We start from the raw sequence: 26,424 nt of genomic DNA, 5'->3' as shown, positions 1-26,424 counted from the left end.
GGAAAAAAGTAAGGGTTGTTGTTTATTGTTTAGTTATTAAGGCTGTCAAAAGCTTAATAATGATTTCTGGTGGCGATGCGCTTGGGGGTAACACCCGTACCCATCCCGAACACGATGGTTAAGACCCAAGCGGCCGATGGTACTGCACTGGAGACGGTGTGGGAGAGTAGGTGGCTGCCAGATTTAGAAAAAAGAAAAACTGGTTTTACCAGTGATCAGAGGATTGAAGGGATTCAGTTTTCTGATGACTGATGAAACAAGCAGTCAGAATGATAAGATGCGAAGCTCTAAAATCTACGATTTTATCGCTCATGGCATTACATGCCAATGCATCGAAAAGCATTTATGCTTAGACAAGCAAGCTTGTCACACATAACTGTTTTCGAATATTCGCATCTATATGTACCTTGAAAATTGCATATAAGAAATAGAAATGATAAGATAAATATCTTATTCAAGACATCCGAGGTAATTGTTATTAACAGGAATGTTGTTAATGATTACAACACCTTCGAGAAAACGAAGTAAAAAAACGAACCTAGAACCAACGCCGGTAACGCTATACCGGTGTAGTGATCATCCATTCCCGTGGATGAGAACAAGTTGGTCATGCTGAAAAGAGCGTATGGTGGATGCCTTGGCACTAAGAGCCGATGAAAGACGTGATAAGCTGCGAAAAGCTTCGGGGAGGAGCAAATATCCAATGATCCGGAGATCTCTGAATGGGGAAACCCACTTGAGCAAACCTCAAGTATCCTAACGCCAATCCATAACGTTAGGAAGGGAACCCGGTGAACTGAAACATCTAAGTAGCCGGAGGAAGAGAAAACAACATGTGATTCCGGAAGTAGCGGCGAGCGAAACCGGAAGAGCCCAAACCGGGATGCGTGCATCCCGGGGTTCGGACCGCAGAATTGATTCAAGAGTCTTAGCAGAATGGTTTTGGGAAAGCCAGCCAGAGAGGGTGAAAGCCCCGTAAGCGAAAGGACGATTGACAAGGCGGTATCCAGAGTAGGTCGAGACACGTGGAACCTTGACTGAACACGCGGGGACCACCCCGTAAGGCTAAATACTCCTTAGTGACCGATAGCGCATAGTACTGTGAAGGAACGGTGAAAAGGACCCCGGGAGGGGAGTGAAAAAGAACCTGAAACCATATGTTTACAAGCTGTGGAACCACTATAAATGTGGAACCGCGTACTTTTTGTAGAACGGTCCGGCGAGTTGCGCCGGCTGGCGAGGTTAAATCCTACAGGGATGGAGCCGAAGGGAAACCAAGTCTTAATAGGGCCAGAGTCAGTCGGAGCAGACCCGAAACCGGGTGATCTATCCATGTCCAGGTTGAAGTTGCCGTAAAAGGCAATGGAGGACCGAACCCACATCCGTTGAAAAGGGTGGGGATGAGGTGTGGATAGGGGAGAAATTCCAATCGAACCCGGAGATAGCTGGTTCTCCTCGAAATAGCTTTAGGGCTAGCCTCATACAAGTCTTGCGGAGGTAGAGCACTGAATTTCCTAGGGGGCGTCAAAGCTTACCGAAGAATATCAAACTCCGAATGCCGCGTAGATGATGTATGGGAGTCAGACTGCACGAGATAAGTTGGGTAGTCGAAAGGGAAAGAGCCCAGACCTGCAGCTAAGGTCCCAAAATGTGTGTTAAGTGGAAAAGGATGTGGGATTTCGAAGACAACTAGGATGTTGGCTCAGAAGCAGCCATACATTCAAAGAGTGCGTAATAGCTCACTAGTCGAGAGGTCCTGCGCCGAAAATGTCCGGGGCTGAAACACACTACCGAAGCTCAGGAATTAACGAATGTTGATTGGTAGAGGAGCATTGGATACGAGACGAAGCAGTACCGATAAGGAGCTGTGGATTGTATCGAAGAGAGAATGCCGGAATGAGTAGCGAGAGGAAGGTGAGAATCCTTCCGGCCGAATATCTAAGGTTTCCAGAGTAAAGCTGATCTGCTCTGGGTAAGTCGGGGCCTAAGGCGAGGCCGAGAGGCGTAGTCGATGGACAACAGGTTGAGATTCCTGTACCTTAAGTAAACAGAACTGTGGGGACACGTGAGGAGAGCACAAGCCGGGAATGGAAAGACCGGTGCAAGCGAGGTAGGAGTGCAGCTGGCAAATCCGCTGTACAATCTGAAGACGTGATGCGGACCGAATAAAGAGTAGGGAAGTGTGTGAGCCATGCGTCAAGAAAAGCCGCTATTGTTTTACTTAAGCCCGTACCGTAAACCGACACAGGTGGATGAGGAGAGAATCCTAAGGCCGACGGGAGAAGCATTGTTAAGGAACTCGGCAAAATGACTCCGTAACTTCGGGAGAAGGAGTGCCAGTGAAAGCTGGCCGCAGAGAATTGGCCCAAGCAACTGTTTAGCAAAAACACAGGTCTATGCAAAACCGAAAGGTGAAGTATATGGGCTGACGCCTGCCCGGTGCTGGAAGGTTAAGGGGAGAGGTTAGCGGTAACGCGAAGCTTTGAACTTAAGCCCCAGTAAACGGCGGCCGTAACTATAACGGTCCTAAGGTAGCGAAATTCCTTGTCGGGTAAGTTCCGACCCGCACGAAAGGCGTAATGATTTGGGCACTGTCTCAACAATGCACCCGGTGAAATTGAAATACCAGTGAAGATGCTGGTTACCTGCGCCAGGACGGAAAGACCCCATGGAGCTTTACTCCAGCTTGATACTGGGATTCGGTATTGCATGTACAGGATAGGTGGGAGACTGGGAAGTAGTTACGCCAGTAGCTGCAGAGTCGCTGTTGGGATACCACCCTTGCAGTATTGGATTTCTAACCAGCGGCCTTCAACAGGTCGGGGGACAATGTCAGGTGGGGAGTTTGACTGGGGCGGTCGCCTCCGAAAGGGTATCGGAGGCGCTCAAAGGTTCCCTCAGAATGGTTGGAAACCATTCGAAGAGTGCAAAGGCAGAAGGGAGCTTGACTGCGACACCGACGGGTGGAGCAGGTACGAAAGTAGGACTTAGTGATCCGGTGGTATAAAGTGGGATTGCCATCGCTCAACGGATAAAAGCTACCCTGGGGATAACAGGCTTATCACTCCCAAGAGTTCACATCGACGGAGTGGTTTGGCACCTCGATGTCGGCTCATCGCATCCTGGGGCTGAAGTAGGTCCCAAGGGTTGGGCTGTTCGCCCATTAAAGCGGTACGCGAGCTGGGTTCAGAACGTCGTGAGACAGTTCGGTCCCTATCCGGCGTGGGCGTAGGATATTTGAGAGGAGCTGTCCTTAGTACGAGAGGACCGGGATGGACTGGCCGCTGGTGTATCTGTTGACTACCAAGGTCATGGCAGAGTAGCCAAGCCGGGACGGGATAAACGCTGAAGGCATCTAAGCGTGAAGCCCCCCTCAAGATGAGATATCCCTACGTAAGTAGTAAGACCCCTTGAAGACGACGAGGTAGATAGGTCAGAGGTGGAAGTGTGGTAACACATGGAGCTGACTGATACTAATCGGTCGAGGGCATGACCAAGCAAGGTGATAGGTAAAGGATGAAGAATTTCTTATATGCAGTTTTGAAGGTATATAACCTTTATAATATTCCTCGATAGCTCAGTGGTAGAGCATTCGGCTGTTAACCGAAGGGTCGTTGGTTCGAGCCCAACTCGGGGAGTTTGAAAACCTGTAAGCTATAGTCTTACAGGTTTTTCTGTTTCTTCCACAACAGCCAGAGGAAACTGTCTGTGCCGGATTTTGTAATATTATATAAATAAAAAAGATATCTGATAAAGTAATGAGTAATTACAAATCGGATATCTTTTTTGTGCTGTAATATAGTAGCTAAATATTGCGCGGACCATTTAAAGCAGTGGATTTTCCTGTGCCGAAATGGTCTGCTTTTAATATTGCAAAAGCTTTTTCGTAATTGCCTTTGCGCATGTACTGGATCATCTTCTTGAGGTTATCATTTGTCTTCGGGATTGCCATACCATTTTTAATAGAATACTGTCCGATCCGTACAAGTTCTGTCAGATTATTTTCATAGATGCGGTTGATTCGTTCATTTTCAAAAATACTGATGATCTCCCTGTGCATGGCTGCGTCTGCCAGTTCCCAGTTGTAGAGATCTCCGGCAGCCGCACACATACGCACGACTTTTTCCTCAATACGATAGGAATATTCCTCGTATCTGCCGGATGTGAAGATGAGCTCGAAAGCCGCACCTTCAAATAATTCACGGATTTGATAAATTTCCGTGATATCCTCATCTGTAATTTCTTTTACCATCATAGATTTGTAATAGTCGGAAACAATCAGACCTTCATTCTGTAGCATCTGGATAGCGGATCGCACAGGACTGCGGCTCATACCAAGTTCTTTTGTAAGTTTTGCTTCTGTTAGAGTCATTCCCGGCGGATAAGTCAGATTCATAATATTTTCTTTAATAATTGTATAGGCACGATTTGCCAGTGATATATTTTTCTCAGCCATTATACACCTCTTCGTTGTTGTAAGAGTCGTTAATAAAGTATATATAATTATAATTGTATACAAATTATAACGATTTTTAGCGCAAAATTCAATATTAAAATTAAAAAATAGTGTTGACTTTTATAGAAAGTAGTGTTATAGTCACCATAGAAACAAGTTGTATACAAATTTGCGAAATGTATACCATTTTTTCTTTGAAACCATTTCACATTTAAGGAAAGCAGACAGCGATAGCTTCTGCAAGTACAGGATTATATTGTGGATCATAGAGAAGATATGAGGAATTATATCATTTGAAAAAGTGAAGGATACGAGGAAGCATATAATTTAAGAAGAGAAGTGAGAGATATAAGAAGGAAAATGGAACATAACCGCAGGAAAAAGGAAGGTATTTATAATGAAATTAGGATTTATCGGAACAGGCAATATGGCTTCAGCAATCATGGGTGGAGTAATTAAAAAAAATATTTTCCCGGCAGAGGAGATTATCGGAGCAGATTTATTTGCACCGGGACGAGAGAGAGTAAAAGAGCAGTTTGGAATTAACGTTACAGATAGTAATAAAGAAGTTATTGAAAAAGCAGAAGTTGTAATTTTATCTGTAAAACCACAGTTTTATGCAGATGTAATCGCTGAGATCAAAGATATTGTAAAACCGGAGCAGTTAATCATTACAATCGCACCAGGTAAGACATTAACATGGCTTGCTGATCAGTTTGGAAAAGCTGTGAAGATCACACGTACAATGCCGAATACACCGGCTATGGTTGGAGAAGGTATGACAGCAGCATGCCCGAACGAGCATATGACGGAAGAAGAGATTGCATATGTGAAGACAATTCTGGAAAGCTTCAGCAGAGTAGAGATTGTACCGGAGAAATTGATGGATGCAGTAACAGCAGTCAGCGGAAGCTCACCGGCATATGTATATATGATGATTGAAGCTATGGCAGATGCAGCAGTTTCTGGTGGAATGCCAAGACCGCAGGCATACAAGTTTGCAGCACAGGCTGTTCTTGGAAGTGCGAAGATGGTACTTGAGACAGGTAAACATCCAGGAGAATTAAAAGATATGGTATGCTCACCGGCAGGAACAACAATTGAGGCCGTACGTACTCTGGAAGAACTTGGTTTCAGAAGCTCTATTATCGAAGCAATGAAAGTTTGCGAAGAAGTATCTAAGAGCATGTAATGATGCCAGGGGCTATAAACTAAAAACATGATGCACTTGCAGATGAGTGGCTTAGGTCAACTTTTGAATCTAACATCATGTAATATAGAACCTTCTTAAGTTGAGGATTAAAAAGAATATCGGGGAAAAAGCAACTGTTTTGCGAAGTATAATCGTGAGGCAGTTGCTTTTTTGTGTATGAAATATACTAATCGAGTAGGGAATGCCTGCTCGATTTAAGGCTACGAGGAAAATGCATGAACTTGTGCGGATGAATTTGTGTAAGCGAGTTGTATATAATGATTGGAAATTTCCATAATAATTTTCGCAAAATATATTGACAGAACTGTAAGCAGGAGTATAATAAAAACAAACATATGAATAACTGTTCATATGATAAAACGAAAATAAGGGATATTTAAAGGAGAACAAAATTATGAAAAAAACTTACAAAATCGATGTTGACTGTGCAAACTGTGCAAACAAAATGGAAGATGCAGCAAAGAAGACAGCAGGAGTGAAAGATGCAACTGTAAACTTTATGGCATTAAAGATGATCGTTGAATTTGAAGAAGGTCAGGATCCGAAAGCTGTTATGCCAGAAGTTCTGAAAAACTGTAAGAAAGTAGAAGATGACTGCGAGATATTTTTATAAGATTTCGGTGGGAAGATTATAAAATAAGATTTGCAAGTATTATTGGGAGGTCCGGTAATGAATAAAAAGCAGAAAAAAGTATTTATCAGAATTATTATTGCATTTGCATTAATCATTATACTGAAATGGATTCCGATAGAAGGATATGTAAGATTTGCACTGTATATGGTTCCGTATCTTGTCATTGGCTATGATATTTTGAGAAAAGCCGGGAAGGGAATCTTGAACAGACAGGTCTTTGATGAAAATTTCCTGATGGCAGTAGCGACAGTTGGTGCCATTGCACTGGGAGATTATACTGAAGGTGTATCCGTTATGCTTTTCTATCAGATCGGTGAGTTGTTCCAGAGCTATGCAGTTGGTAAGAGCCGCCGTAATATCAGTGAACTGATGGATATTCGCCCGGACTATGCAAATATCGAAAAAGATGGACAGTTAGAACAGGTAGATCCGGATGAAGTTGAAGTAGGAACGACAATCGTGGTACAGTCCGGAGAAAAGGTGCCAATCGATGGTGTGATCCTGGAAGGAAGTTCCACTCTTAATACAAGTGCACTGACAGGAGAAAGCCTTCCGCGTGAAGTGAAGGCGGGAGATGAGATCATCAGCGGATGTATTAACATGACAGGTGTACTTAAAATATGTACAACGAAAGAATTTGGGGAATCTACAGTATCAAAGATCCTGGAACTGGTGGAAAATTCAAGCTCCAGAAAATCAAGATCCGAGAACTTTATTTCAAAATTTGCTAAATATTATACACCTGCAGTCTGCTACGGTGCGCTGGCACTTGCAGTTCTGCCACCGCTGGTAAGAATGATCGCTCTGGGACTTGCACCAGAATGGGGAGACTGGATTTACCGTGCACTTACATTCCTTGTAATCAGTTGTCCGTGCGCATTGGTAATCAGTATTCCGCTTAGTTTCTTTGCCGGTATTGGCGGAGCAAGTAATCAGGGGATTCTGGTAAAAGGTTCTAACTATCTGGAGACACTCGCCTCTACAAAATATGTAGTATTTGATAAAACAGGTACAATGACGCAGGGAGTGTTTGAAGTCAGTGGTGTACATCATAATGAGATGGATGCAGAGAAGCTCCTGGAATATGCAGCGCTGGCAGAGTGCTCATCCTCACATCCGATCAGTAAGAGCTTACAGAAGGCTTATGGAAAGTCGATTGACCGTAACCGTGTGACAGATATTGAAGAGATTGGTGGAAATGGAGTAACTGCCAAAGTAGATGGAATCTTGGTTGCAGCAGGAAATGTGAAACTTATGAAGAAACTTGGAATCTCCTATATGGATTGCCACAGTGTGGGAACGATTGTCCATATGGCAGTTGACGGTAAATATGCAGGTCATATTCTTATTTCTGATTTGATCAAACCACATGCAGCACAGGCAATAGCAGAGTTAAAGCGTGCAGGTGTTAAGAAAACGGTTATGCTGACCGGAGATGCTAAAAACGTAGCAGAGCAGGTGGCAGAAGAACTTGGGATCCAGGAAGTACACAGCGAATTACTGCCAGCCGACAAAGTAGCAAAAGTTGAAGAACTGTTGAAACAGAAGACAGAAAAAGAAAAGCTTGCATTTGTCGGCGACGGAATCAATGATGCACCGGTACTTTCCAGAGCAGATATCGGTATTGCAATGGGTGCGCTTGGTTCAGATGCAGCAATTGAAGCGGCAGATATTGTGCTGATGGATGATGATCCGCTGAAAATTGCAAAGGCGATCAAAATTGCAAGAAAATGTATTCGAATTGTTTATCAGAATATTTATTTCGCACTTGGAATCAAGGGAATTTGTCTGCTTCTCGGAGCAATCGGTGTTGCAAATATGTGGATGGCTATTTTCGCAGACGTAGGAGTTATGGTAATTGCTGTATTAAATGCGATCCGCGCATTGTTTGTGAAAAATATATAATACTCGCTTCAAATATAAGTATAAAATCGTATAATAAAAAAGAAGTGATAACACAAATGTTCTTGTGTTATCGCTTTTTTTATATTAAAAATGCCATAGTACCAAGAAAAAACTGCGACGGCAGATTTCTGATTTTGATGTAACATCCGGAAAAGGTTGAAAATTCTTTGGCTTTTGCATGATTAAGTTATAATGACATTGATAGATGACACGGCTATTGAGAAAATATAATCAATAAAAATATTGACAGAAAAGATAAATTAGCATAAACTAACTAACGTAAAATGAAAACGTTTATCATTAATATGTAGAAGGAAGGGGTAAGATGATGCCGTTAGCAATGGTAAAACCAGGTGAAGAATGTACAATTAAAAAAATTGGTGGAAAAGAAGAGACACGCCGGTTTTTGGAAAACCTTGGATTTGTAGTCGGAGGTATTGTAACGGTCGTGTCGGAAGTCGGAGGTAATCTGATCATTAATGTGAAAGATTCCAGAGTTGCCCTCGGTAAAGATATGGCAAATAAAATCATGGTATAATCCATGAAGCTCGTTCCGAAGGAACATAAAAAGATAACGATAAAGGTATGAAAGAAGGGATTAAGGGAATGAAAACTCTGAAAGATGTAGCCGTTGGGAAGACTGTCAAAGTTGCAAAGCTTACTGGTACTGGTCCGGTAAAAAGAAGAATCATGGACATGGGTATTACAAAAGGTGTTGAGATCTTTGTAAGAAAAGTAGCACCGCTTGGTGATCCGGTCGAGGTAACTGTAAGAGGATATGAACTGTCCTTAAGGAAAGTAGATGCCGAAATGATTGAGGTAGAATAAATTTTTAACCAGTAGTTAGCGGATGCTAACAAGAAAGGCGAAACAAGCAGAAAGCAATAATTAATGAAGGAGAAAAAATATGTCAGTAAAAATTGCGCTTGCAGGTAATCCGAATAGCGGTAAGACAACATTATTTAACGCACTGACTGGTTCCAATCAGTTTGTTGGTAACTGGCCGGGAGTTACAGTAGAGAAAAAGGAAGGTAAGTTAAAAGGACATAAAGATGTTGTAATCATGGACTTGCCGGGTATTTATTCATTATCTCCATATACACTGGAGGAAGTCGTAGCAAGGAACTATCTGATCGGTGAGAGACCGGATGCGATCATCAATATTGTAGATGGTACAAATATTGAAAGAAACTTGTATCTTTCTACACAAATCATGGAACTGGGAATCCCGGTTGTTATGGCAATCAACATGATGGACATTCTTGCTAAGACAGGAGATAAAATCCATCTTGACAAATTAAAAGAAAAACTTGGATGCGATGTAGTTGAGATTTCTGCATTAAGGGGAACAGGAATCAAAGCAGCAGCAGAGCAAGCTGTTAAACTTGCTAACCAGAAGAGTGCAGGGGCACCGGTTCACGAATTTTCAACAAAAGCTGAGAGTGTGATCGAGCAGGTTGAAGGAAAGCTTTCAGGAATCGTATCTGATGATCAGAAGAGATTTTTTGCAATCAAACTTCTGGAGAAGGATGACAAGATTCAGACACAGATGAAACAGACAGTTGATGTTTCTTCTGAAATTAAAGAACTGGAAGATACATTTGATGACGATACAGAAAGTATCATCACAAATGAGAGATATGTATACATTTCTTCTATTATCGGAGAGTGTGTTACAAAAGCGAAAAAAGGTGAGAAGCTTACAACATCTGATAAAATTGACCGTATCGTTACAAACAGATGGCTTGCGCTTCCAATCTTCGCAGTCATCATGTATGCAGTATATTATGTGTCTATTTCAACACTTGGTGGAACTTTAACAGACTGGACAAATGATAAACTGTTTGGTGAGTGGATCATTCCGGCAGCACAGAGCTTCTTTGAAGGAATTGGCTGCGCAGACTGGTTAACGGGTCTTATCGTTGACGGTATCATTTCCGGTGTCGGTGCCGTACTTGGTTTCGTACCGCAGATGTTAGTTCTGTTTTTCTTCCTTGCAATCTTAGAGTCTTGTGGATACATGGCACGTGTTGCATTTATCATGGACAGAATCTTCCGTAAATTCGGTCTTTCCGGAAAATCTTTCATCCCGATGCTGATCGGTACAGGATGTGGAGTTCCTGGAGTAATGGCTTCTCGTACAATTGAGAACGACAGAGACCGTAAGATGACAATTATGACAACAACATTTATCCCATGTGGAGCTAAACTTCCGATCATTGCCCTGATCGCAGGTGCGCTGTTCAGAAATGCTTCATGGGTTGCACCAAGTGCATATTTTGTAGGAATCGCAGCAATTATCTGTTCAGGTATCATGCTGAAGAAGACAAAAATGTTTGCCGGTGAGCCGGCACCGTTCGTAATGGAGCTGCCTGCTTATCATATGCCTACAGCAGGAAATGTATTAAGAAGTATGTGGGAGCGTGGATGGTCTTTCATCAAAAAAGCTGGTACGATCATCACACTTTCAACTATCGTTGTTTGGTTCTTATTGAACTTCGGATGGACAAACGGACACTTTGGAATGTTGAATTTTGACGGACTTGAAGGAGCAGCAATGGAAGCAGCTCAGGCTCAGTGTGTTCTTGCTAAGATCGGAAACCTGATCGCATGGATCTTCGCACCACTTGGATGGGGTAACTGGAAAATGGCAGTCGCAGCTATCACAGGTCTTGTAGCAAAAGAGAACGTAGTAGGTACATTCGGACAGTTATTCGGATTTGCAGAAGTTGCAGAAGACGGAAAAGAAATCTGGGGATCACTTGCAAGCAGCATGACTCAGATTGCAGCTTATTCCTTCCTCGTATTCAACCTTCTATGTGCACCTTGCTTCGCAGCAATGGGAGCTATTAAGAGAGAGATGAACAACATTAAATGGTTCTGGTTTGCAATCGGATACCAGTGTATCCTCGCTTATCTTGTATCTCTGTGTATTTATCAGTTCGGTACACTGGCAACAGGCGGTGGATTCGGAATCGGTGTAGTAGCAGCAATCCTGATTGTGATCGGATTCTTATACATGCTCTTCCGTCCATACAAAGAGAGCCAGACTTTAAATGTTAATATCAAGACTACAGCAAAAGCAAAATAAGCCATAGGTAATACATACGTCTAAAAAAAGCAGTTGATTCTAAGTGAGTCAACTGCTTTTTATTAGTGCGACGGAGAAATGCGTCATGCTTGCATGGCAACATTTGACGAACGCTAATTTAATGAAAAAACTCGTAAAGCGTATTTTGTTCATTGTGATGTACATTATTTTAACGCTCTGCAATGTATTTTTTAATCGCTTCAAAACTTTGTCCGCTTATTACATGTTCAATACGGCAGGCATCTTCAACAGCAATGTCGGCATCGACACCGATGGATGTTAGCCAGCCGGTAAGGAAAGTATGACGTTCATAAATCTTGTTTGCAATCTCCAGACCACTTCCTGTCAGATGGATATGCCCATTTTCGTCTACTTTAATGTAATTGTCAGCACGCAGATTCTTCATAGCGACGCTGACGCTTGGCTTTGAGTAGGATAACTCCTGGGCAATGTCGATCGAGCGTACATTGCCAAGACGGTTTTGAAGAACGAGGATCGTTTCCAGATAGTCTTCGGCAGATTCCCTTATAACCAATACAGATCACCTCTTTTCATATGAAATCTTTTGTTTCCAACATTTAAATTCATTATAGCACAGAAATAAAGTGTCAGCAACGAAACAATAATTATCAGAAAATGATAAAAAATATTTAATAATGGTATTGACAGACAATGATGGTTAGCATATACTAACTATTATAAAAAATGAAAATACTTATCATTTAGGAGGCGATCATATGGCAACTTTTATTGTCGGAGCAGTAGTACTTGCAGTTGTTGGACTGATTATCAGAAGTATGGTTAAAGATAAAAAGAACGGAAAATCATTACAGTGTGGATGTGATTGTAAACATTGTAATGGACATTGTCACTAATCGGGGAGGAAGGTACCTATGGCATACGAAAATTCCAATCAGAATTATCAGAGAACGAAGATGCAGAAAGATATGATCATCAAGCGGCTGAGAGAGGAAGGGTGCAGAATCACCAAACAGAGACGGATGCTTCTGGATGTGATTCTGGAAGAAGAGTGTTCCTGCTGCAAAGAGATTTATTATCGGGCATCCAAGTTAGACCCGGGTATTGGAACGGCTACGGTTTATCGTATGGTAAATAAGCTGGAAGAGATCGGAGCTATCAGCAGGAAGAACATGTATAAGATCTCATGCGGTGCAGAGTGTGACCGTGAAGATGCATGTACGGTGGAATTTGATGATAATACAGTAAAGCATTTTTCAGCAAAGACATGGAATCGCGTGATTCTGGCAGGCTTGAAAGCATATGGTTATGTGAATGATCAGAAGATCCGCAGTGTAGAGATGCAGTCTTGCATGTAAGAGTCATAGCAGATCCAGAAGAGACAGTAATATAGAAAAAAGACAATGGGAAGGAATTGCAATGGCAACAATCGTAATTTGTCTGATTCTGGTTGTAATTTGTATAGTCGGAATCAGAAGTATGATAAATCGAACAGCACACGGCTGTTGCGGCGGTGGCGGAGATAATGTGAAGAAGGTTAAGGTTAAAGATAAGAATGTGTCACATTATCCGTACACATGTACAGTCGGAGTCAGTGGAATGACCTGTTCTAATTGCAAAAAGAGAGTTGAGAATGCATTTAACGAAAAAGAAGGTGTTTATGCAGTCGTAGATCTTGCGAAAGCGCAGGCAGTTATACATATGAAGGAAAAAATGCCGGAAGATGAGATTATGAGCACGATTTGGCAGAGCGGTTATGAACCGGACGGATTAAAATTTTCCTAAAAGAAAATGACATTTCTATCTTGACGCTTTATAATAAAACCAGAGGAAAGAGCGGATAAAGTGATCTGCAGACGGATAAGGAGGAAATGTCATGGGGAAGATGATAAGACTGTATACCAGACAGAACGATAAGACACTCAGGCAGCTTGAGCGGGATGGAAGAATTATCAACCACCGCGCATATGTAGAGATGCATTTTGGAGATATTGCTCCACTCTTTATGGAAAGTTATGACTGGTTTACAAAAGAAGCAGCGAAGATGCTTCCAAAGCCGGAAGATGTGCATGCACCGATCTGGTGTTCCATCAGCAAAGATAACTGTTTAAAACCGATTCCGGGAACCGTCGTGTATGTACTGGAAGTACCGGAAGATAAGGTTATTTATTTTGACGATGTGAAATGGGATTATGTACTGAACCGCATATACCTGCCGAATAATGATGAAGATGCGGCGGCCTATAAGAAGCATCTGAAAGAGATCGGAGTAAGCAACAGTTTTGAATTCTTTGAAGGACGTTATAAAGGAATGTATCCGGAAGAAGTTGCAAAGATTCGGGAGAGTTGGAAGAGAGCATTTCGGATTGATAAATGGACGATCTTCAATGTTTGTGGCAATATCTGGGAAATCAGAAAAGAGTGGGTGCGTAAAATCGTTCATCCGGGAGAGGAGATTCCGGCTGATACAGATCTGATTGAAGGATAAAGGTATAAAGACAATATACGTCATCACCATAAAAAGAAGACTTCTGAAGTACAGAGGTCTTCTTTTTATATGAGTGCGCCAGGCGGCGTACGTCGCTAATGAAGGAAAGTCTTTAATCTGATCTGTTAGTGGAAAGGGTACAGCTAAACAACTGTAGCGTTCCAGGTTCCAGTGCCGGATTGGAAACTTCCAGATAATGCACAGGAAGAAAACGGAACGGGAAAGCCAACTGTTGTATGGAAAGTTTAAGTACTGCAGGAAGATTGGAAACCAGGCCGGTCAGTCTGCTGAATGGCAATGCAGAAAACAGCAGTGCCAGAGCCGTACAGAAGAAGAGCAGAATGAGAGATTCTGTCAGAGTATCCACATGATCCAGCAGTGTTGTACATTCTTTCAGATAAGAATAGGTCAGTCCATGAAACAGATAAATTGCCATTGTCCGGCTTCCAATATAGGAAAGCAGATTCTGGCGGTCTGTGATAAGACTAAAAATAGCAAATGTAAGAATGAAGCTTACTGCATAACAGAATAACCGGCAGAAGATTCCTTCGGCGTTTGTCTGTCCTAAGAAATCATAATTGTATCTGCCATAAAAAATTTTCGGCGAATATTCTGTGTGTGTTTCATCTAAAATCAAATAAAGAATAAATGTTGCAATAACACATGCGGAAAAGAGCTGGCATTTTCTTGTGCGGAGAGTATTCAGAGTATCTCTGGAAAATATAGTTCCGGCGAGGAAAAATGGATAAAATACAAGAATCCTCGGCAGGCTTAAAAAATTGTCAGCCATATCACTGCATCCGATCAAGAGTCCAAGTCCGACAGAAAGCAACATATAGTATGGAAGCTTTTTGAAATACGGTGTGACAGCTCTCCATGCAAATAAAGCCAAAATATACCAAAGGGAGAACTTCGGATATAACAGATATAAGCTGGTTTCTTTATGAAGTATATAAATATAGAAGAAATAATATATAAATTCATAAATCAAATACGGAATAACCAGTTTTTGAAATAATTTTGCAAAAGTCAGTTCACGTTTGGAAAAATAGCCGGATATGAAAATGAATGCCGGCATATGAAAGGACACAATCAGCCATTTTAAAGTATATAAAAAATCATTATTGCGATAGGATGGCTCGGTAAAATGTCCGATGATGACCAGAATGATCAATAATACTTTGTAGTTATCGAATAAATAATCTCTTTGTCTGTTCTTTGATTCCATAATATCTGCTCCTGGATTAGCGAATAGATTTCAAAACCGCATTTATTTTACTCTTTTTTATTTCTGCGTACAAGATAAAAATTGCATAAAAATGTAATAAAATTGTAATATAATCTTAACAAAATTAATGCTTTTCAGAGCAAACAAAAGAAAGAGTTCGGTTGTTGACACTTGTATCAATTCCAGATTTCTTATATAATGAATGCACAGCTTAAAACCAATCAGAAGAAGGAGACGTATTCTTATGGAAATGTTAGCAATTGAAAAAGAACTGAAAGAAAATTCCTATCCAGGAAGAGGTATCGTTATAGGCAGAAGTGCAGACGGAAGTAAAGCTGTAACTGCCTATTTTATTATGGGAAGAAGTGAGAACAGCCGGAACCGTGTGTTTGTAGAAGACGGACAGGGAATCCGTACGCAGGCATTTGATCCGGCGAAACTGACAGATCCGAGCCTGATCATCTATGCACCGGTTCGTGTACTGGGGAATAAGACGATCGTTACAAACGGAGATCAGACCGATACGATCTATGAAGGTATGGATAAGCAGATGACATTCGAACAGTCATTGAGAAGCCGTGAATTTGAACCGGACGGACCGAACTATACACCACGTATTTCCGGCATTATGCATATTGAGAATGGAAAATACAACTATGCCATGTCTATTCTTAAGAGTAATAATGGTGATCCTTCCGGATGTAACCGCTATACATTTGCATATGAGAATCCGGCAGCAGGAGAAGGACATTTCATTCATACATACCAGCATGATGCCAATCCACTGCCAAGCTTTGAGGGAGAGCCGAAGCTTGTTCAGATTCCGGATGGAATCGATGCATTTACAGAGCTTCTGTGGAGCAGCCTGAATGAAGACAATAAAGTATCTTTATTTGTACGTTATATTGATATCGAAACAGGAGAGTATGAGACAAGAATTGTCAACAAGAACCAGTAAGAACAGAATATAGAGAATATAGAAATCACATATGAAAAGTCAGGAGTGTAAACATGAAAGAATTAGAATTAAAGTATGGTTGTAACCCGAATCAGAAACCATCTAAGATCTATATGAAAAATGGAAAAGATCTGCCGATCCAAGTGTTAAACGGACGTCCGGGATATATTAATTTCCTGGATGCGTTTAATGGATGGCAGCTTGTAAGTGAGCTTAAGAAAGCAACCGGACTTCCGGCAGCAACTTCTTTTAAACATGTATCACCGGCAGGCGCTGCCGTAGGTCTTCCGCTGAGCGATACACTGGCTAAGATTTACTGGGTAGATGATCTTGGAGAGTTGTCTCCGCTAGCAAGTGCTTATGCAAGAGCAAGAGGAGCAGACCGTATGTCTTCCTTCGGTGATTTTATTTCGCTGTCTGATGTGTGCGATGTAGATACTGCAAAGCTGATCAAGAGAGAAGTGTCAGACGGTGTGATCGCACCGGGCTATGAGCCGGAAGCACTGGAGATTTTAAAAGCAAAGAAAAAAGGCAATTACAATGTTATCCAGATTGATCCGGATTATGTACCGGATCCGATGGAGCACAAAGAAGTATTTGGAATTACTTTTGAGCAGGGACGAAATGAATTAAAGATTGATGATGATTTCTTTGCTAAGATTGTGACTGAGAATAAAGAACTGACAGAGCAGGCAAAGATCGATCTTGCGATCTCTATGATCACTCTGAAATATACACAGTCAAATTCCGTATGCTTTGTCAAAGACGGACAGGCAATTGGTATCGGAGCAGGACAGCAGTCACGTATCCACTGTACACGTCTGGCAGGTCAGAAAGCAGATAACTGGTGGTTAAGACAGTCTCCGCAGGTAATGAATCTTCCGTTTGTAGATGGAATCCGCCGTGCAGACAGAGATAATGCGATCGATCTTTACATTGGTGAAGATTATATGGATGTACTTGCTGACGGGGCATGGGAGAATATTTTCAAAGAAAAACCGGAAGTATTTACAAGAGAAGCGAAGAGAGAATGGCTGGATAAGCTGACAGATGTATCACTTGGTTCGGATGCCTTCTTCCCATTTGGGGATAATATTGAACGTGCCCACAAGAGCGGTGTAAAATACATTGCACAGCCGGGTGGTTCTGTACGTGACGACAATGTGATCGATACATGTAACAAGTATGATATGGTAATGTCGTTTACAGGTATTCGTCTGTTCCATCACTAGATCCATTACCAGAACAGCCGGGGAGCTCTCACCGGCTTGTTCTGTGCCACAGGAGTGTTGCACGAATATAAAACCAGGAAGGTGAAAATGATTGAATAATCAATATGATGTAATTATTATAGGAGCAGGTCCGTCAGGAATTTTCTGCGCCTATGAACTGACGCGGCAGAAACCGGATCTGAAAGTCCTTATGCTGGAAAAAGGAAGATCTATAGAAAAGCGACAGTGTCCGAAGCGTAAGACGAAAGTCTGCGTGGGATGTCAGCCGTGTTCCATCACAACCGGATTTGCAGGAGCAGGAGCATTTTCCGATGGAAAATTATCGCTGTCACCGGATGTCGGCGGTACACTGCCGGAGATTTTAGGATATGAGAAAGCAGAAGAACTGATTCATGAGGCAGATGATATTTATCTGAAATTCGGAGCAGATAAGAAGGTATACGGCATTGAAGACTATGAGGCAATCGAAGCAATTCGTACTAAAGCAATCCGTGCGAATCTGAAGCTGATCGAATGTCCGATCCGTCATCTGGGAACGGAAGAAGGTTATAAGATTTATACAAGACTGCAGGAACATCTGATAAAGAGCGGTGTTGAGATAAAATTTATGACAATGGTGAAGAACATTCTGGTAGAAGATGGTGTTGCAAAAGGTGTGCTCACGGAGCAGGGCGAGGTGTTCTATGCACCGGAAATTGTAGCCGGAATCGGTCGTGAAGGTTCTGAGTGGTTTTCACATATCTGTAAGGAACATGGCATCGATACCAAGAATGGTACAGTAGATGTCGGTGTTCGTGTGGAAGTGCGTGATGAGATCATGAAGGAACTTAATGAGAAACTGTATGAAGCAAAGCTTGTATACTATACACCAACCTTTGATGATAAAGTGCGTGTATTCTGTACGAATCCGTCAGGAGAAGTTGCGACAGAATATTATGATGACGGGCTTGCCGTTGTAAACGGACATGCTTATAAATCAAAAGATATGAAGACAAAGAATACGAACTTTGCACTTCTTGTATCCAAGAATTTTACAGAGCCGTTTAAATCACCAATCGAATATGGTAAACATATCGCACAGCTTGGCAATATGTTAAGTGACGGTAAGATCCTGTTACAGAGATACGGAGATTTCCGCAGGGGAAGAAGAACAACAGAAGAGCGTCTTCACCGTAACAATATTACGCCGACACTGAAAGATGCGGTGCCGGGAGACCTGTCACTGGTATTTCCACACAGAATCATGGTTGCGATTGACGAGATGATCCAGGCACTTGATAAAGTAACACCGGGTATTGCGTCGGATGAGACATTGCTGTATGGCGTGGAAGTGAAGTTCTATTCCAATAAAGTTGTAGTTGGACAGGATTTTGAGACCAGCATCAAAGGATTACGTGCGATGGGAGACGGTGCTTCCATTACAAGAGGACTGCAGCAGGCATCTGCGAATGGTCTGTGGGTAGCGCGCTGTATCCTTAATCAGTAGTCAGAGAAAGAAGAATCTGTACGATTTCATCGACAGGTTCTTTCTTTTTTCCTTTTTCCCATTCGATGAATGTATTTAAAAGTGCACCTGCGTAAAAATACAGTTCATAGATAGAACCGGAGTAATAAGGAGCGACATAAATACGCATATAGTCATTGATGGCATTAATCATAAGGGAGTACAAACCGGCTTTTTCCAATGTCAGAAACAGAGAAGTGTACTGATCAAAATAATGCAGTGCCTGACGGATTGATGTCTCACGGCGAAGCATGACAAGGGTAATGTCTTTCGGGCAGACTTCCTGATAACCGTCAATGACTTCCTGCAGATAGTTGCCGAGAGCTTCGGTTTTATCTTTGAAATAGTGGTAAAAAGTCATGCGGGATACGCCGGCAGTTTTTACAATGTCGGAGATGGTAATGGAATCAAAGTCTTTTTTGTAAACAAGAGCAATAATCGCTTCTCCGATACACTGTCGGGTAAAACGTGTCCGCTTTGTGTATTTTCTGGAAAATAATTTTCGTGTCATGAGAAGGCTCCTTTCTTACACTTTCACGTCTTTTGTAAATTGTATCACAGATATGTATGAGATACAATTAAATGTAGTAATAAAAACTACGTGATAAAGATGAAGGGAAATTATTTAGAATGAGCAAGATTGTGATTTTGGCCGAGACGGGTTCGGATATAACAGAAGAAGTGGCGAAAGAATATGGGATAAAATTAGTGCCGATGCACGTCTCTTTTGGAAAAGATACGAAGGATGACGGAACATTTCCGGCAGAAGAAATCTATGCGTATTATGAGAAGACCGGTGAGTTGCCGCGGACAAGTGGAAGCGTACCGGAAGATTTCCGGCGTGTAATCGCAGAAATCAGAGAGGAAGATCCGGAGTGTGAGCTTTTATATCTGGCATATTCAGCAGTGACAACCTGTTCTTACCAGAGCGCCCAGATTGCAATTGATACAGATGATATTGAAAGAATTGCCTGTGTGGATACAAAACATGTGGCAGCAGGTCAGTATATGGTGGTGGTTGAAACCGCAAAAGCAATTAAGGCGCATCCGGAGTGGACACTTTCTGAGGCGAAAGAAGCGGCGGAGAAGATTTCAGCAAGTGTACATATGTGTTTTATACCTGATACATTGAAATTCTTAAGAGCAGGCGGAAGAGTCAGCAATGGTGCGGCAATTGCAGGAGAGTTGTTAAAACTGCATCCACAGATTGAGATTCTGGATGGATATTTGCAGGCAACGAAGAAGCATCGTGGCAAAATGAAGAAGATTGCAGTAAAAGTAATCCCGGAATATATCAAAGAACAGAAACTGGATCTTAGTGAATTGTATCTGATCTGGTCTCCGGGAATGGATGAACATACAAAAGAAATTGCAGAAAATGCCGCAAAAGAGTGTGGCGTGAAGAAAATCACATGGGTGCGTACCGGGGGTGTGATCACCTGTCACGGAGGTCCGGGAGCATTTGGCGTGGTAGGAATCTGCAGGGAAGGATAATATGACATTACAACATTTAAAATATATTCTTGCAGTGGCAGAGAAAGGCTCGATCAGTGAAGCCGCGCGGGAATTGCATATTTCACAACCCAGCCTTTCCAATGCGATCAAAGAAGTGGAGAATTAACGTGGCTTTCCGGTATTTACAAGAAACTGTCTTGGAATCGCCTCGACGAAAGAAGGGACTGGGAAAGATTTATCTATAACGCTCCTTTTTGTGGTATCGTGGATACAAAAAGGAGCGTTAAAATATGTCGGCGCTTTTAGGAGTGGAGTTTTTTATCGCAACAGTAGGAAATTTTTCACCTCGGGAAGTTACACCGGCTGGATCATGTGCTGACCGGTTAAAGTGTGAACAAGTGACACTGGTTTACAGAAGTAAAACAGAAGTGTTATACTTATCGCGGTATGAGTAATTGAAAATCTAAAGGAGAGGTGAATCAATTGAAAAAGAATAAATATGAGATTGATATGTGCAATGGAACCATTATGGACAAATTGATTTCTTTTTCTGTGCCGTTAATTTTGTCCGGAATCTTACAGCTTTTGTTTAATGCGGTAGATATTATTGTGGTTGGAAGATTCAGCGGAAGTCAGGCACTGGCAGCTGTCGGTTCAACAACAGCACTTATCAATATTTTTACGAATTTATTTATCGGAATATCACTTGGGGCAAATGTGCTCGCAGCAAGATTCTATGCAGCACAAAAAGATAAAGAAATGTCGGAAACGGTACATACAGCGATTATGCTGGCGCTTATAAGCGGTGTAGTAATGCTGTTTGTCGGTATCTTTTTTGCCAGAGGTGCGTTGGAACTTATGGGAACACCGGATGATGTTATCGGTCAGTCCACTTTATATATGCGGATTTATTTTGCCGGGATGCCATTTTTTATGCTGTATAACTATGGTGCGGCGATCCTTCGTGCAGTTGGAGATACAAAGCGGCCATTGTTGTTCCTGATCGTATCAGGTGTTGTCAATGCGTGTCTGAATCTTTTTCTCGTTATTGCTTTTCATCTGGGCGTTGCCGGAGTGGCAATCGCAACTGTTACTGCGCAGGGAATTTCCTGTGCGCTTGTGCTTCGCTGTCTGCAACGGTCACAGGCAAGTTATCAGTTACGTTTCAGAGATCTTAAGATCCGTGGCTGCTATGTGCGGCAGATTTTCCAGGTAGGACTGCCGGCGGGAATCCAGAGCACAGTTATTAATTTTTCCAACGCATTATTACAATCTTCGGTAAACTCTTTTGGTTCAATTGCAATGGCAGGGTATACAGCAGCCAACAATTTATTTGGATTCCTGTATGTGTCAACGAACTCGATCACACAGGCATGCATGAGTTTTACAAGCCAGAATTACGGAGTCGGTAAATGGAAGAGAATGGATCGGGTACTGTTTGACTGTATAATCTTATCGGTTGCAGTTATGCTGACTCTTGGCGGTGGAATGTATTTCTTCGGACCGGAGGTACTGAAAATATATACAACGAATCCGCGGGTTATCAGTTGTGGAATGGAAGTTCTGACTTATACGACACTTACTTATTTTCTGTGTGGTATCATGGATCTCCTTCCGGGAGCCCTTCGTGGTATGGGATATTCATCTGTGCCGATGATCCTGTCAATCATAGGAACAGTAGGTACGAGAATTGTATGGATCTTTGGAATCTTCCCGAACCATCGTTCACTGGATATTTTATTTATTTCTTATCCGGTATCATGGATGATAACGATTGTGCTTCAGGTCATCTGTTTTTATTTTGTGCGACGGAAAGTTCATGCACGTCCGGGTGTATCAGAAACGTAAAACTGGTGCATAATATCCTCTGTAAGGAGGAAAAAACATGTACAAATATTTACCGATCACGGATTTGTACGCAAGAGAAATCCTGGACTCCAGAGGTAATCCGACTGTAGAAGTAGAAGTGCTTGCGGCGGATGAATTTTGTGGCAGGGCGTCTGTGCCGTCCGGTGCATCGACCGGGCGTTATGAGGTCGTGGAACTAAGGGATGGCAGGCAAAGGGAGAAGAACCTGGAAAAGAAACCGGGAATAAAACATACAAAAGAACGATACGGCGGTATGGGAGTGGAGCTGGCAGTAGACCATGTAAATTCCAGAATTGCACCGGCGGTGATTGGGATGAATGTTTTTGATCAGGCAGCAGTCGATGAGATGCTGAAAAAACTGGACGGAACGAAAGATAAATCCAATCTGGGAGCCAATGCAATGCTTGGAGTATCCATGGCAGTTGCAAGAGCGGCTGCAAATTCACTTGGCATACCGCTGTATTCATATCTGGGCGGTGTAAATGTGAAGATGCTTCCGGTTCCGATGATGAATATTATGAATGGGGGAAAACATGCCGACAATACGATCGATATCCAGGAATTTATGATCGTACCATCTGGAGCAGAGACATATAAGGAAGGACTAAGGATGTGTGCGGAAGTATATCAGATGCTGAAAAAGATCCTGAAAGAAGAAGGATTAAGCACTGCGGTCGGTGACGAAGGCGGGTTTGCACCGAATCTTCCGGATGCCGGGACCGTGTTGGAATGGATGGAAAAAGCAGTGCGGCGTGCCGGATATGAACCGGGACAGCATATTACGTTTGCACTGGATGTGGCAGCGAGCGAACTGTATGATTCTACTTTTCAGAAGTATGTATTTGAAGGAGAAGGAAAGATGCAGGGGAAACCTTGCGTCCGGTCATCTGAGGAACTCATTGATTATTACGAAGAGCTTCTGGAACGTTTTCCGATTGTATCACTGGAAGATCCACTGGACGAAGAAGATTGGGATGGCTGGGAACTGATTACGACAAGGCTTGGGCTTCATACACAGCTTGTGGGGGACGACTTGTTTGTGACAAATACGAAGAGGCTGAAAAAAGGAATCAGGAAAAAAGTTGCAAATGCGATTCTGATCAAAGTAAATCAGATCGGGACGCTAACAGAAGCGTTTGATGCGATTGAACTGGCAAAGCGCGCCGGATATCAGACAATCATATCACACCGATCAGGAGAAACTGCGGACACGATGATCGCAGATATTGCGGTTGCATTTCAGGCAGGACAGATTAAAACCGGAGCACCGTGCAGAATGGAGCGGGTAGAAAAATATAACCAGTTACTGCGGATTGAGGAACGGCTGGGAGAGATTGCACAGTATCCTACAAAAACGCGGAATTAATCACAGGAAAACCGGAAAATAAAGCTTGCGAATCTACCGCCTCTATGATAAAATATACATGGTTTATCCGCAGGAGGTGTAAAGGGATGGATATTTTAAAAACGATTTTAATGATTATATTTGCAATAGATTGTATCGCATTATCAGCTATCGTGTTGATGCAGGAAGGTAAGACACAGGGACTTGGTTCCATCGGAGGTATGTCAACAGACACATACTGGGGACAGAACAAGGGACGTTCTATGGAAGGAGCACTTGTAAGAGGTACGAAGATGCTTGCGATTCTTTTTATTGTGCTGGCAGCAGTGTTGAATTTAAAAGTATTTGCGTAGATTGCAGATGATGAGAATGAATGGGTAGGGCACTCCTGTATGGGGGTGCCTTTTTTCTAATATTAAATGGATTTATGGAGGATTTGTAAGACGTGGATAAAACATTTGAAAAAAGAAAAAAGGTTGTGCACGATCTGATCTGTGACGATTTGTATACACCTATGAAATTTAAAGAACTTGCAGTCCTTCTGCAAGTTGCAAAAGAGGACAGAGATGCTCTTCGTATGATTCTGGAAGAGCTGGAAGAAGAAGGAAAAATATATCTTTCCAAGCGTGGGAAATACTGCAAAGGAGAGGCGAAGAAACTGACAGGAAGATACCGTGCTAATCAGCGTGGCTTCGGCTTTGTTGTAGTAGAAGACGATCCGGACGATACGTTTATCGCTGAGGAGAATGCAGGTGGTGCGCTGGACGGCGATATGGTTGAGTTTACGATTATCCGTTCTCCGCAGGGGCGAAGTAAGGAAGGCAAGATCACAAAAGTTCTGGAGCATGAGCTTAAGACCGTCGTAGGGCTTTATCATAAGCGTAAAGGAAAAAGCTATGGATTTGTGCTTCCGGATAATTTGAAGATATTAAAGGATATATTTGTACCGGCGGAAAAGGATAAAAGTGCATTGGATGGACAGAAGGTTGTCGTGAAGCTTACTTCCTACGGGGATGATAGACATAAACCGGAAGGAGAGATTACAGAAGTTCTTGGCTATGCAAATGAGCCGGGAACAGATATTTTGTCGATCGCCAAAGGCTACAATCTGCCGACAGAATTTCCGGAGAAAGTGCTGAACCAGGCAGAGCGCGTGGCTAAGCCGGTCAGTGAGGCAGATCGCGTGGGGCGCAAGGACTTAAGAAACTGGCAGATGGTTACCATTGATGGAGAAGATGCGAAAGATTTGGATGATGCAGTTTCGCTTGTAAAAGAAGGAGAGAATTATATTCTCGGCGTTCACATTGCAGATGTGACAAATTATGTGCAGGAGAACAGTGCACTGGATCGAGAAGCCTTGAAGCGTGGAACAAGTGTATATCTGGCAGACCGTGTGATACCGATGCTTCCACAGACATTGTCCAATGGGATCTGTTCGCTGAATGCAGGAGAAGACAGACTGGCACTGAGCTGTATTATGACAGTCAGCCCGAAGGGTGTTGTGATTGATCACGAAATCACTGAGACGGTGATCCATGTAGACCGGAGAATGAGTTATACCAGTGTAAATAAGATCCTAACAAAAGAGGACGAGGAAGAGTGCAGGAAATACGAAGAACTGGTCCCGATGTTCAGACAGATGGAAACGTTATCGGGAATCTTAAGAGCACACAGAAAACAGCGTGGAGCGATTGATTTTGATTTTCCGGAAGCAAAAGTAATTCTGGATGAAAAAGGCAGACCGGTTGAGATTCGTGCATATGAGAGAAATGTGGCTACGAAGCTGATTGAGGATTTCATGCTGCTGGCAAATGAAACAGTGGCAGAAGACTATTACTGGCAGGAGCTGCCATTTGTATACCGTGTGCACGAAGCACCGGATGAGGAAAAGATGCAGGCACTTGCGCTGTTTATCAATAATTTTGGATATTCCATGCATCTTGGCGTAAATGAAATTCGACCAAAAGAAATACAAAAGTTGCTTGGCAAAGTTGAAGGCACACCGGAAGAGCCACTGATCAGCCGTCTGGCATTAAGGTCTATGAAACAGGCAAAATATACACCGGAAAATGCCGGACATTTCGGGCTGGCAGCTTCCTATTATACACATTTTACGTCACCGATAAGGCGATATCCGGATCTTCAGATCCACAGGATCATCAAGGATAATTTAAGAGGCAGGATGACACCGGAAAAACGTACACATTATGAAGCAATCCTTGAAGAAGTGACAAAACAGTCCAGTGAAATGGAACGAAGAGCGGAAGAGGCAGAACGCGAGACAGTCAAGTTGAAAAAGACGGAATACATGGAAAAACATATCGGAGAATATTTTGAAGGTGTGATTTCCGGTATTACGAAATGGGGCGTATATGTAGAACTGGAGAATACGATAGAGGGATTGGTACATGTCGTAAACATGACAGACGATCATTATGAGTATTATGAAGAACGGCATGAGATGGTCGGCATGCATACAGGAAAGACTTATAAGCTGGGACAGCGTGTGAGAATCTGTGTACTGGATACAGACAGATTCTTACGGACAATCGATTTCAAATTTGCAAGGGAAAGGGAAAAACAGGATGGCTAAGACAAATGGCAAGATGATTGCCAATAATAAAAAAGCATACCATGATTATTTTATATTAGAGAATTTTGAAACAGGAATTGCGCTTCATGGAACAGAAGTAAAGTCCCTGCGTATGGGAAAATGCAGTATCAAAGAATCCTTTATCCGTATTGAAAACGGAGAAGTGTTCATTTACGGCATGCATATCAGTCCATATGAGAAGGGAAATATTTTTAATAAAGATCCGCTTCGTGTACGGAAACTTCTGATGCACAAATCAGAGATCAATAAACTGATCGGTAAGACAAAAGAAAAAGGAATGGCGATCGTGCCGCTCAAAGTTTATTTCAAAGGCAGTCTTGTAAAAGTAGAAATCGGTCTTGCCAAAGGTAAGAAACTGTACGATAAACGACAGGATATTGCGAAGAAAGACCAGAAGAGAGAAGCGCAGAGAGATTTCAAAGTGCGGAATCTTCGCGTATAGTGCACGAAAGG

The 26,424-nt window shown here is 42.4% G+C and carries 24 protein-coding genes, 1 tRNA gene and 2 rRNA genes; 23 read left to right on the top strand and 4 right to left on the bottom strand.

Going from position 1 to position 26,424, the window contains the following annotated elements; all coding sequences use genetic code 11:
- Positions 1 to 65: 65 nt before the first annotated feature.
- The 3 genes from rrf (at position 66) to DWY31_RS11855 (ending at position 3,638) form a co-directional block, all read left to right on the top strand.
- A 5S ribosomal RNA gene (gene rrf, locus DWY31_RS11865) occupies positions 66 to 183 on the top strand.
- Positions 184 to 605: 422 nt separating this feature from the next.
- Positions 606 to 3,497: ribosomal RNA gene (locus tag DWY31_RS11860) — 23S ribosomal RNA — on the top strand.
- 69 nt (positions 3,498 to 3,566) lie between these two features.
- Positions 3,567 to 3,638, top strand: a tRNA-Asn gene (locus DWY31_RS11855).
- A gap of 167 nt (positions 3,639 to 3,805) precedes the next feature.
- Here DWY31_RS11855 and DWY31_RS11850 read toward each other — a convergent pair.
- On the bottom strand, positions 3,806 to 4,456 hold the full coding sequence (locus tag DWY31_RS11850; RefSeq protein ID WP_118520705.1) for a GntR family transcriptional regulator: 651 nt from the start codon (positions 4,454 to 4,456) through the stop codon (positions 3,806 to 3,808).
- Between the two features lie 397 nt (positions 4,457 to 4,853).
- On the opposite strand from DWY31_RS11850, the gene proC reads away from it, so the two are divergent.
- The 6 genes from proC (at position 4,854) to feoB (ending at position 11,299) form a co-directional block, all read left to right on the top strand.
- A complete protein-coding gene (gene proC / locus DWY31_RS11845) occupies positions 4,854 to 5,648 on the top strand; it encodes a pyrroline-5-carboxylate reductase (protein WP_118520703.1) in 795 nt (264 codons plus the stop codon).
- 415 nt (positions 5,649 to 6,063) lie between these two features.
- A complete protein-coding gene (locus tag DWY31_RS11840) occupies positions 6,064 to 6,282 on the top strand; it encodes a cation transporter (protein ID WP_021861296.1) in 219 nt (72 codons plus the stop codon).
- 57 nt (positions 6,283 to 6,339) lie between these two features.
- A complete protein-coding gene (locus DWY31_RS11835) occupies positions 6,340 to 8,208 on the top strand; it encodes a heavy metal translocating P-type ATPase (protein ID WP_118520701.1) in 1,869 nt (622 codons plus the stop codon).
- Between the two features lie 325 nt (positions 8,209 to 8,533).
- Positions 8,534 to 8,746: a FeoA family protein gene (locus DWY31_RS11830; RefSeq protein ID WP_021861298.1), complete on the top strand. Its 213-nt coding sequence runs from the start codon at positions 8,534 to 8,536 to the stop codon at positions 8,744 to 8,746.
- Positions 8,747 to 8,814: 68 nt separating this feature from the next.
- Positions 8,815 to 9,036, top strand: a complete 222-nt coding sequence (locus DWY31_RS11825; protein ID WP_021861299.1) for a FeoA family protein — start codon at positions 8,815 to 8,817, stop codon at positions 9,034 to 9,036.
- 79 nt (positions 9,037 to 9,115) lie between these two features.
- A complete protein-coding gene (feoB, locus tag DWY31_RS11820; protein ID WP_118520699.1) occupies positions 9,116 to 11,299 on the top strand; it encodes a ferrous iron transport protein B in 2,184 nt (727 codons plus the stop codon).
- A gap of 169 nt (positions 11,300 to 11,468) precedes the next feature.
- On the opposite strand, the gene DWY31_RS11815 is transcribed toward feoB, so the two are convergent.
- Positions 11,469 to 11,834: a metal-dependent transcriptional regulator gene (locus DWY31_RS11815; protein WP_021861301.1), complete on the bottom strand. Its 366-nt coding sequence runs from the start codon at positions 11,832 to 11,834 to the stop codon at positions 11,469 to 11,471.
- A 202-nt stretch (positions 11,835 to 12,036) separates the two neighbouring features.
- Between DWY31_RS11815 and DWY31_RS11810 the strand changes: the two genes are divergently transcribed.
- From DWY31_RS11810 to DWY31_RS11795, 4 genes are all read left to right on the top strand, one after another.
- Complete coding sequence (locus tag DWY31_RS11810; RefSeq protein WP_021861302.1) at positions 12,037 to 12,174, top strand: FeoB-associated Cys-rich membrane protein; 138 nt, start codon at positions 12,037 to 12,039, stop codon at positions 12,172 to 12,174.
- An 18-nt stretch (positions 12,175 to 12,192) separates the two neighbouring features.
- A complete protein-coding gene (locus DWY31_RS11805; protein ID WP_243060570.1) occupies positions 12,193 to 12,636 on the top strand; it encodes a transcriptional repressor in 444 nt (147 codons plus the stop codon).
- A 61-nt stretch (positions 12,637 to 12,697) separates the two neighbouring features.
- Positions 12,698 to 13,063, top strand: a complete 366-nt coding sequence (locus DWY31_RS11800) for a heavy-metal-associated domain-containing protein (RefSeq protein ID WP_021861304.1) — start codon at positions 12,698 to 12,700, stop codon at positions 13,061 to 13,063.
- Positions 13,064 to 13,154: 91 nt separating this feature from the next.
- Positions 13,155 to 13,766, top strand: a complete 612-nt coding sequence (locus tag DWY31_RS11795; protein ID WP_021861305.1) for a DUF3841 domain-containing protein — start codon at positions 13,155 to 13,157, stop codon at positions 13,764 to 13,766.
- A 112-nt stretch (positions 13,767 to 13,878) separates the two neighbouring features.
- Here DWY31_RS11795 and DWY31_RS11790 read toward each other — a convergent pair whose 3' ends face one another.
- A complete protein-coding gene (locus tag DWY31_RS11790; RefSeq protein WP_118520697.1) occupies positions 13,879 to 14,994 on the bottom strand; it encodes an acyltransferase family protein in 1,116 nt (371 codons plus the stop codon).
- A gap of 244 nt (positions 14,995 to 15,238) precedes the next feature.
- Here DWY31_RS11790 and DWY31_RS11785 point away from each other — a divergent pair, with 244 nt between their 5' ends.
- From DWY31_RS11785 to DWY31_RS11775, 3 genes are all read left to right on the top strand, one after another.
- Positions 15,239 to 15,952: an IMP cyclohydrolase gene (locus DWY31_RS11785; protein ID WP_021861307.1), complete on the top strand. Its 714-nt coding sequence runs from the start codon at positions 15,239 to 15,241 to the stop codon at positions 15,950 to 15,952.
- Positions 15,953 to 16,005: 53 nt separating this feature from the next.
- Complete coding sequence (locus DWY31_RS11780; RefSeq protein ID WP_021861308.1) at positions 16,006 to 17,184, top strand: phosphoribosylaminoimidazolecarboxamide formyltransferase; 1,179 nt, start codon at positions 16,006 to 16,008, stop codon at positions 17,182 to 17,184.
- A gap of 91 nt (positions 17,185 to 17,275) precedes the next feature.
- On the top strand, positions 17,276 to 18,670 hold the full coding sequence (locus DWY31_RS11775; RefSeq protein WP_117538390.1) for an NAD(P)/FAD-dependent oxidoreductase: 1,395 nt from the start codon (positions 17,276 to 17,278) through the stop codon (positions 18,668 to 18,670).
- Here the strand turns inward: DWY31_RS11775 and DWY31_RS11770 are convergent.
- Positions 18,660 to 19,199, bottom strand: coding sequence for a TetR/AcrR family transcriptional regulator (locus tag DWY31_RS11770; protein WP_021861310.1), 540 nt, complete (start codon positions 19,197 to 19,199; stop codon positions 18,660 to 18,662). The genes DWY31_RS11775 and DWY31_RS11770 overlap by 11 nt on opposite strands.
- Before the next feature lie 119 nt (positions 19,200 to 19,318).
- Here DWY31_RS11770 and DWY31_RS11765 point away from each other — a divergent pair, with 119 nt between their 5' ends.
- The 7 genes from DWY31_RS11765 to smpB all read left to right on the top strand — a co-directional run bounded on the left by DWY31_RS11765 (position 19,319) and on the right by smpB (position 26,413).
- Entirely contained in the window at positions 19,319 to 20,182 is an 864-nt protein-coding gene (locus DWY31_RS11765; RefSeq protein ID WP_021861311.1) for a DegV family protein, read from the top strand.
- 1 nt (position 20,183) lies between these two features.
- On the top strand, positions 20,184 to 20,309 hold the full coding sequence (locus tag DWY31_RS11760) for a LysR family transcriptional regulator (RefSeq protein ID WP_330411918.1): 126 nt from the start codon (positions 20,184 to 20,186) through the stop codon (positions 20,307 to 20,309).
- A gap of 344 nt (positions 20,310 to 20,653) precedes the next feature.
- The gene (locus DWY31_RS11755; RefSeq protein ID WP_117538421.1) at positions 20,654 to 21,991 is read left to right on the top strand and encodes an MATE family efflux transporter; all 1,338 of its coding nucleotides are present in this window, start codon (positions 20,654 to 20,656) and stop codon (positions 21,989 to 21,991) included.
- A 37-nt stretch (positions 21,992 to 22,028) separates the two neighbouring features.
- The gene (eno, locus tag DWY31_RS11750) at positions 22,029 to 23,378 is read left to right on the top strand and encodes a phosphopyruvate hydratase (protein WP_118288777.1); all 1,350 of its coding nucleotides are present in this window, start codon (positions 22,029 to 22,031) and stop codon (positions 23,376 to 23,378) included.
- Positions 23,379 to 23,464: 86 nt separating this feature from the next.
- Positions 23,465 to 23,710 carry a preprotein translocase subunit SecG gene (gene secG / locus DWY31_RS11745; RefSeq protein ID WP_117538392.1) on the top strand — a complete coding sequence of 82 codons (246 nt, stop codon included), beginning with the start codon at positions 23,465 to 23,467 and terminating at the stop codon, positions 23,708 to 23,710.
- 92 nt (positions 23,711 to 23,802) lie between these two features.
- The gene (gene rnr / locus DWY31_RS11740; protein ID WP_118520695.1) at positions 23,803 to 25,950 is read left to right on the top strand and encodes a ribonuclease R; all 2,148 of its coding nucleotides are present in this window, start codon (positions 23,803 to 23,805) and stop codon (positions 25,948 to 25,950) included.
- On the top strand, positions 25,943 to 26,413 hold the full coding sequence (gene smpB / locus DWY31_RS11735) for an SsrA-binding protein SmpB (protein ID WP_117538394.1): 471 nt from the start codon (positions 25,943 to 25,945) through the stop codon (positions 26,411 to 26,413). The genes rnr and smpB overlap by 8 nt, the downstream gene beginning before the upstream one ends.
- Positions 26,414 to 26,424: the final 11 nt, after the last annotated feature.

This window comes from Dorea sp. AF24-7LB (assembly GCF_003478575.1).
Taxonomy (GTDB): Bacteria; Bacillota; Clostridia; order Lachnospirales; family Lachnospiraceae; genus Dorea_D; species Dorea_D hominis.
This window is presented reverse-complemented; position numbering and strand designations above follow the sequence as displayed.

What these genes read in the sequence shown, in the direction of transcription:
- DWY31_RS11850 (WP_118520705.1), bottom strand. Translation starts at nt 4,456, where the DNA reads ATGGCTGAGAAAAATATATCACTGGCAAATCGTGCCTATACAATTATT.
- proC (WP_118520703.1), top strand. Translation starts at nt 4,854, where the DNA reads ATGAAATTAGGATTTATCGGAACAGGCAATATGGCTTCAGCAATCATG.
- DWY31_RS11840 (WP_021861296.1), top strand. Translation starts at nt 6,064, where the DNA reads ATGAAAAAAACTTACAAAATCGATGTTGACTGTGCAAACTGTGCAAAC.
- DWY31_RS11835 (WP_118520701.1), top strand. Translation starts at nt 6,340, where the DNA reads ATGAATAAAAAGCAGAAAAAAGTATTTATCAGAATTATTATTGCATTT.
- DWY31_RS11830 (WP_021861298.1), top strand. Translation starts at nt 8,534, where the DNA reads ATGATGCCGTTAGCAATGGTAAAACCAGGTGAAGAATGTACAATTAAA.
- DWY31_RS11825 (WP_021861299.1), top strand. Translation starts at nt 8,815, where the DNA reads ATGAAAACTCTGAAAGATGTAGCCGTTGGGAAGACTGTCAAAGTTGCA.
- feoB (WP_118520699.1), top strand. Translation starts at nt 9,116, where the DNA reads ATGTCAGTAAAAATTGCGCTTGCAGGTAATCCGAATAGCGGTAAGACA.
- DWY31_RS11810 (WP_021861302.1), top strand. Translation starts at nt 12,037, where the DNA reads ATGGCAACTTTTATTGTCGGAGCAGTAGTACTTGCAGTTGTTGGACTG.
- DWY31_RS11805 (WP_243060570.1), top strand. Translation starts at nt 12,193, where the DNA reads ATGGCATACGAAAATTCCAATCAGAATTATCAGAGAACGAAGATGCAG.
- DWY31_RS11800 (WP_021861304.1), top strand. Translation starts at nt 12,698, where the DNA reads ATGGCAACAATCGTAATTTGTCTGATTCTGGTTGTAATTTGTATAGTC.
- DWY31_RS11795 (WP_021861305.1), top strand. Translation starts at nt 13,155, where the DNA reads ATGGGGAAGATGATAAGACTGTATACCAGACAGAACGATAAGACACTC.
- DWY31_RS11790 (WP_118520697.1), bottom strand. Translation starts at nt 14,994, where the DNA reads ATGGAATCAAAGAACAGACAAAGAGATTATTTATTCGATAACTACAAA.
- DWY31_RS11785 (WP_021861307.1), top strand. Translation starts at nt 15,239, where the DNA reads ATGGAAATGTTAGCAATTGAAAAAGAACTGAAAGAAAATTCCTATCCA.
- DWY31_RS11780 (WP_021861308.1), top strand. Translation starts at nt 16,006, where the DNA reads ATGAAAGAATTAGAATTAAAGTATGGTTGTAACCCGAATCAGAAACCA.
- DWY31_RS11770 (WP_021861310.1), bottom strand. Translation starts at nt 19,199, where the DNA reads ATGACACGAAAATTATTTTCCAGAAAATACACAAAGCGGACACGTTTT.
- DWY31_RS11765 (WP_021861311.1), top strand. Translation starts at nt 19,319, where the DNA reads ATGAGCAAGATTGTGATTTTGGCCGAGACGGGTTCGGATATAACAGAA.
- DWY31_RS11760 (WP_330411918.1), top strand. Translation starts at nt 20,184, where the DNA reads ATGACATTACAACATTTAAAATATATTCTTGCAGTGGCAGAGAAAGGC.
- DWY31_RS11755 (WP_117538421.1), top strand. Translation starts at nt 20,654, where the DNA reads ATGTGCAATGGAACCATTATGGACAAATTGATTTCTTTTTCTGTGCCG.
- eno (WP_118288777.1), top strand. Translation starts at nt 22,029, where the DNA reads ATGTACAAATATTTACCGATCACGGATTTGTACGCAAGAGAAATCCTG.
- secG (WP_117538392.1), top strand. Translation starts at nt 23,465, where the DNA reads ATGGATATTTTAAAAACGATTTTAATGATTATATTTGCAATAGATTGT.
- smpB (WP_117538394.1), top strand. Translation starts at nt 25,943, where the DNA reads ATGGCTAAGACAAATGGCAAGATGATTGCCAATAATAAAAAAGCATAC.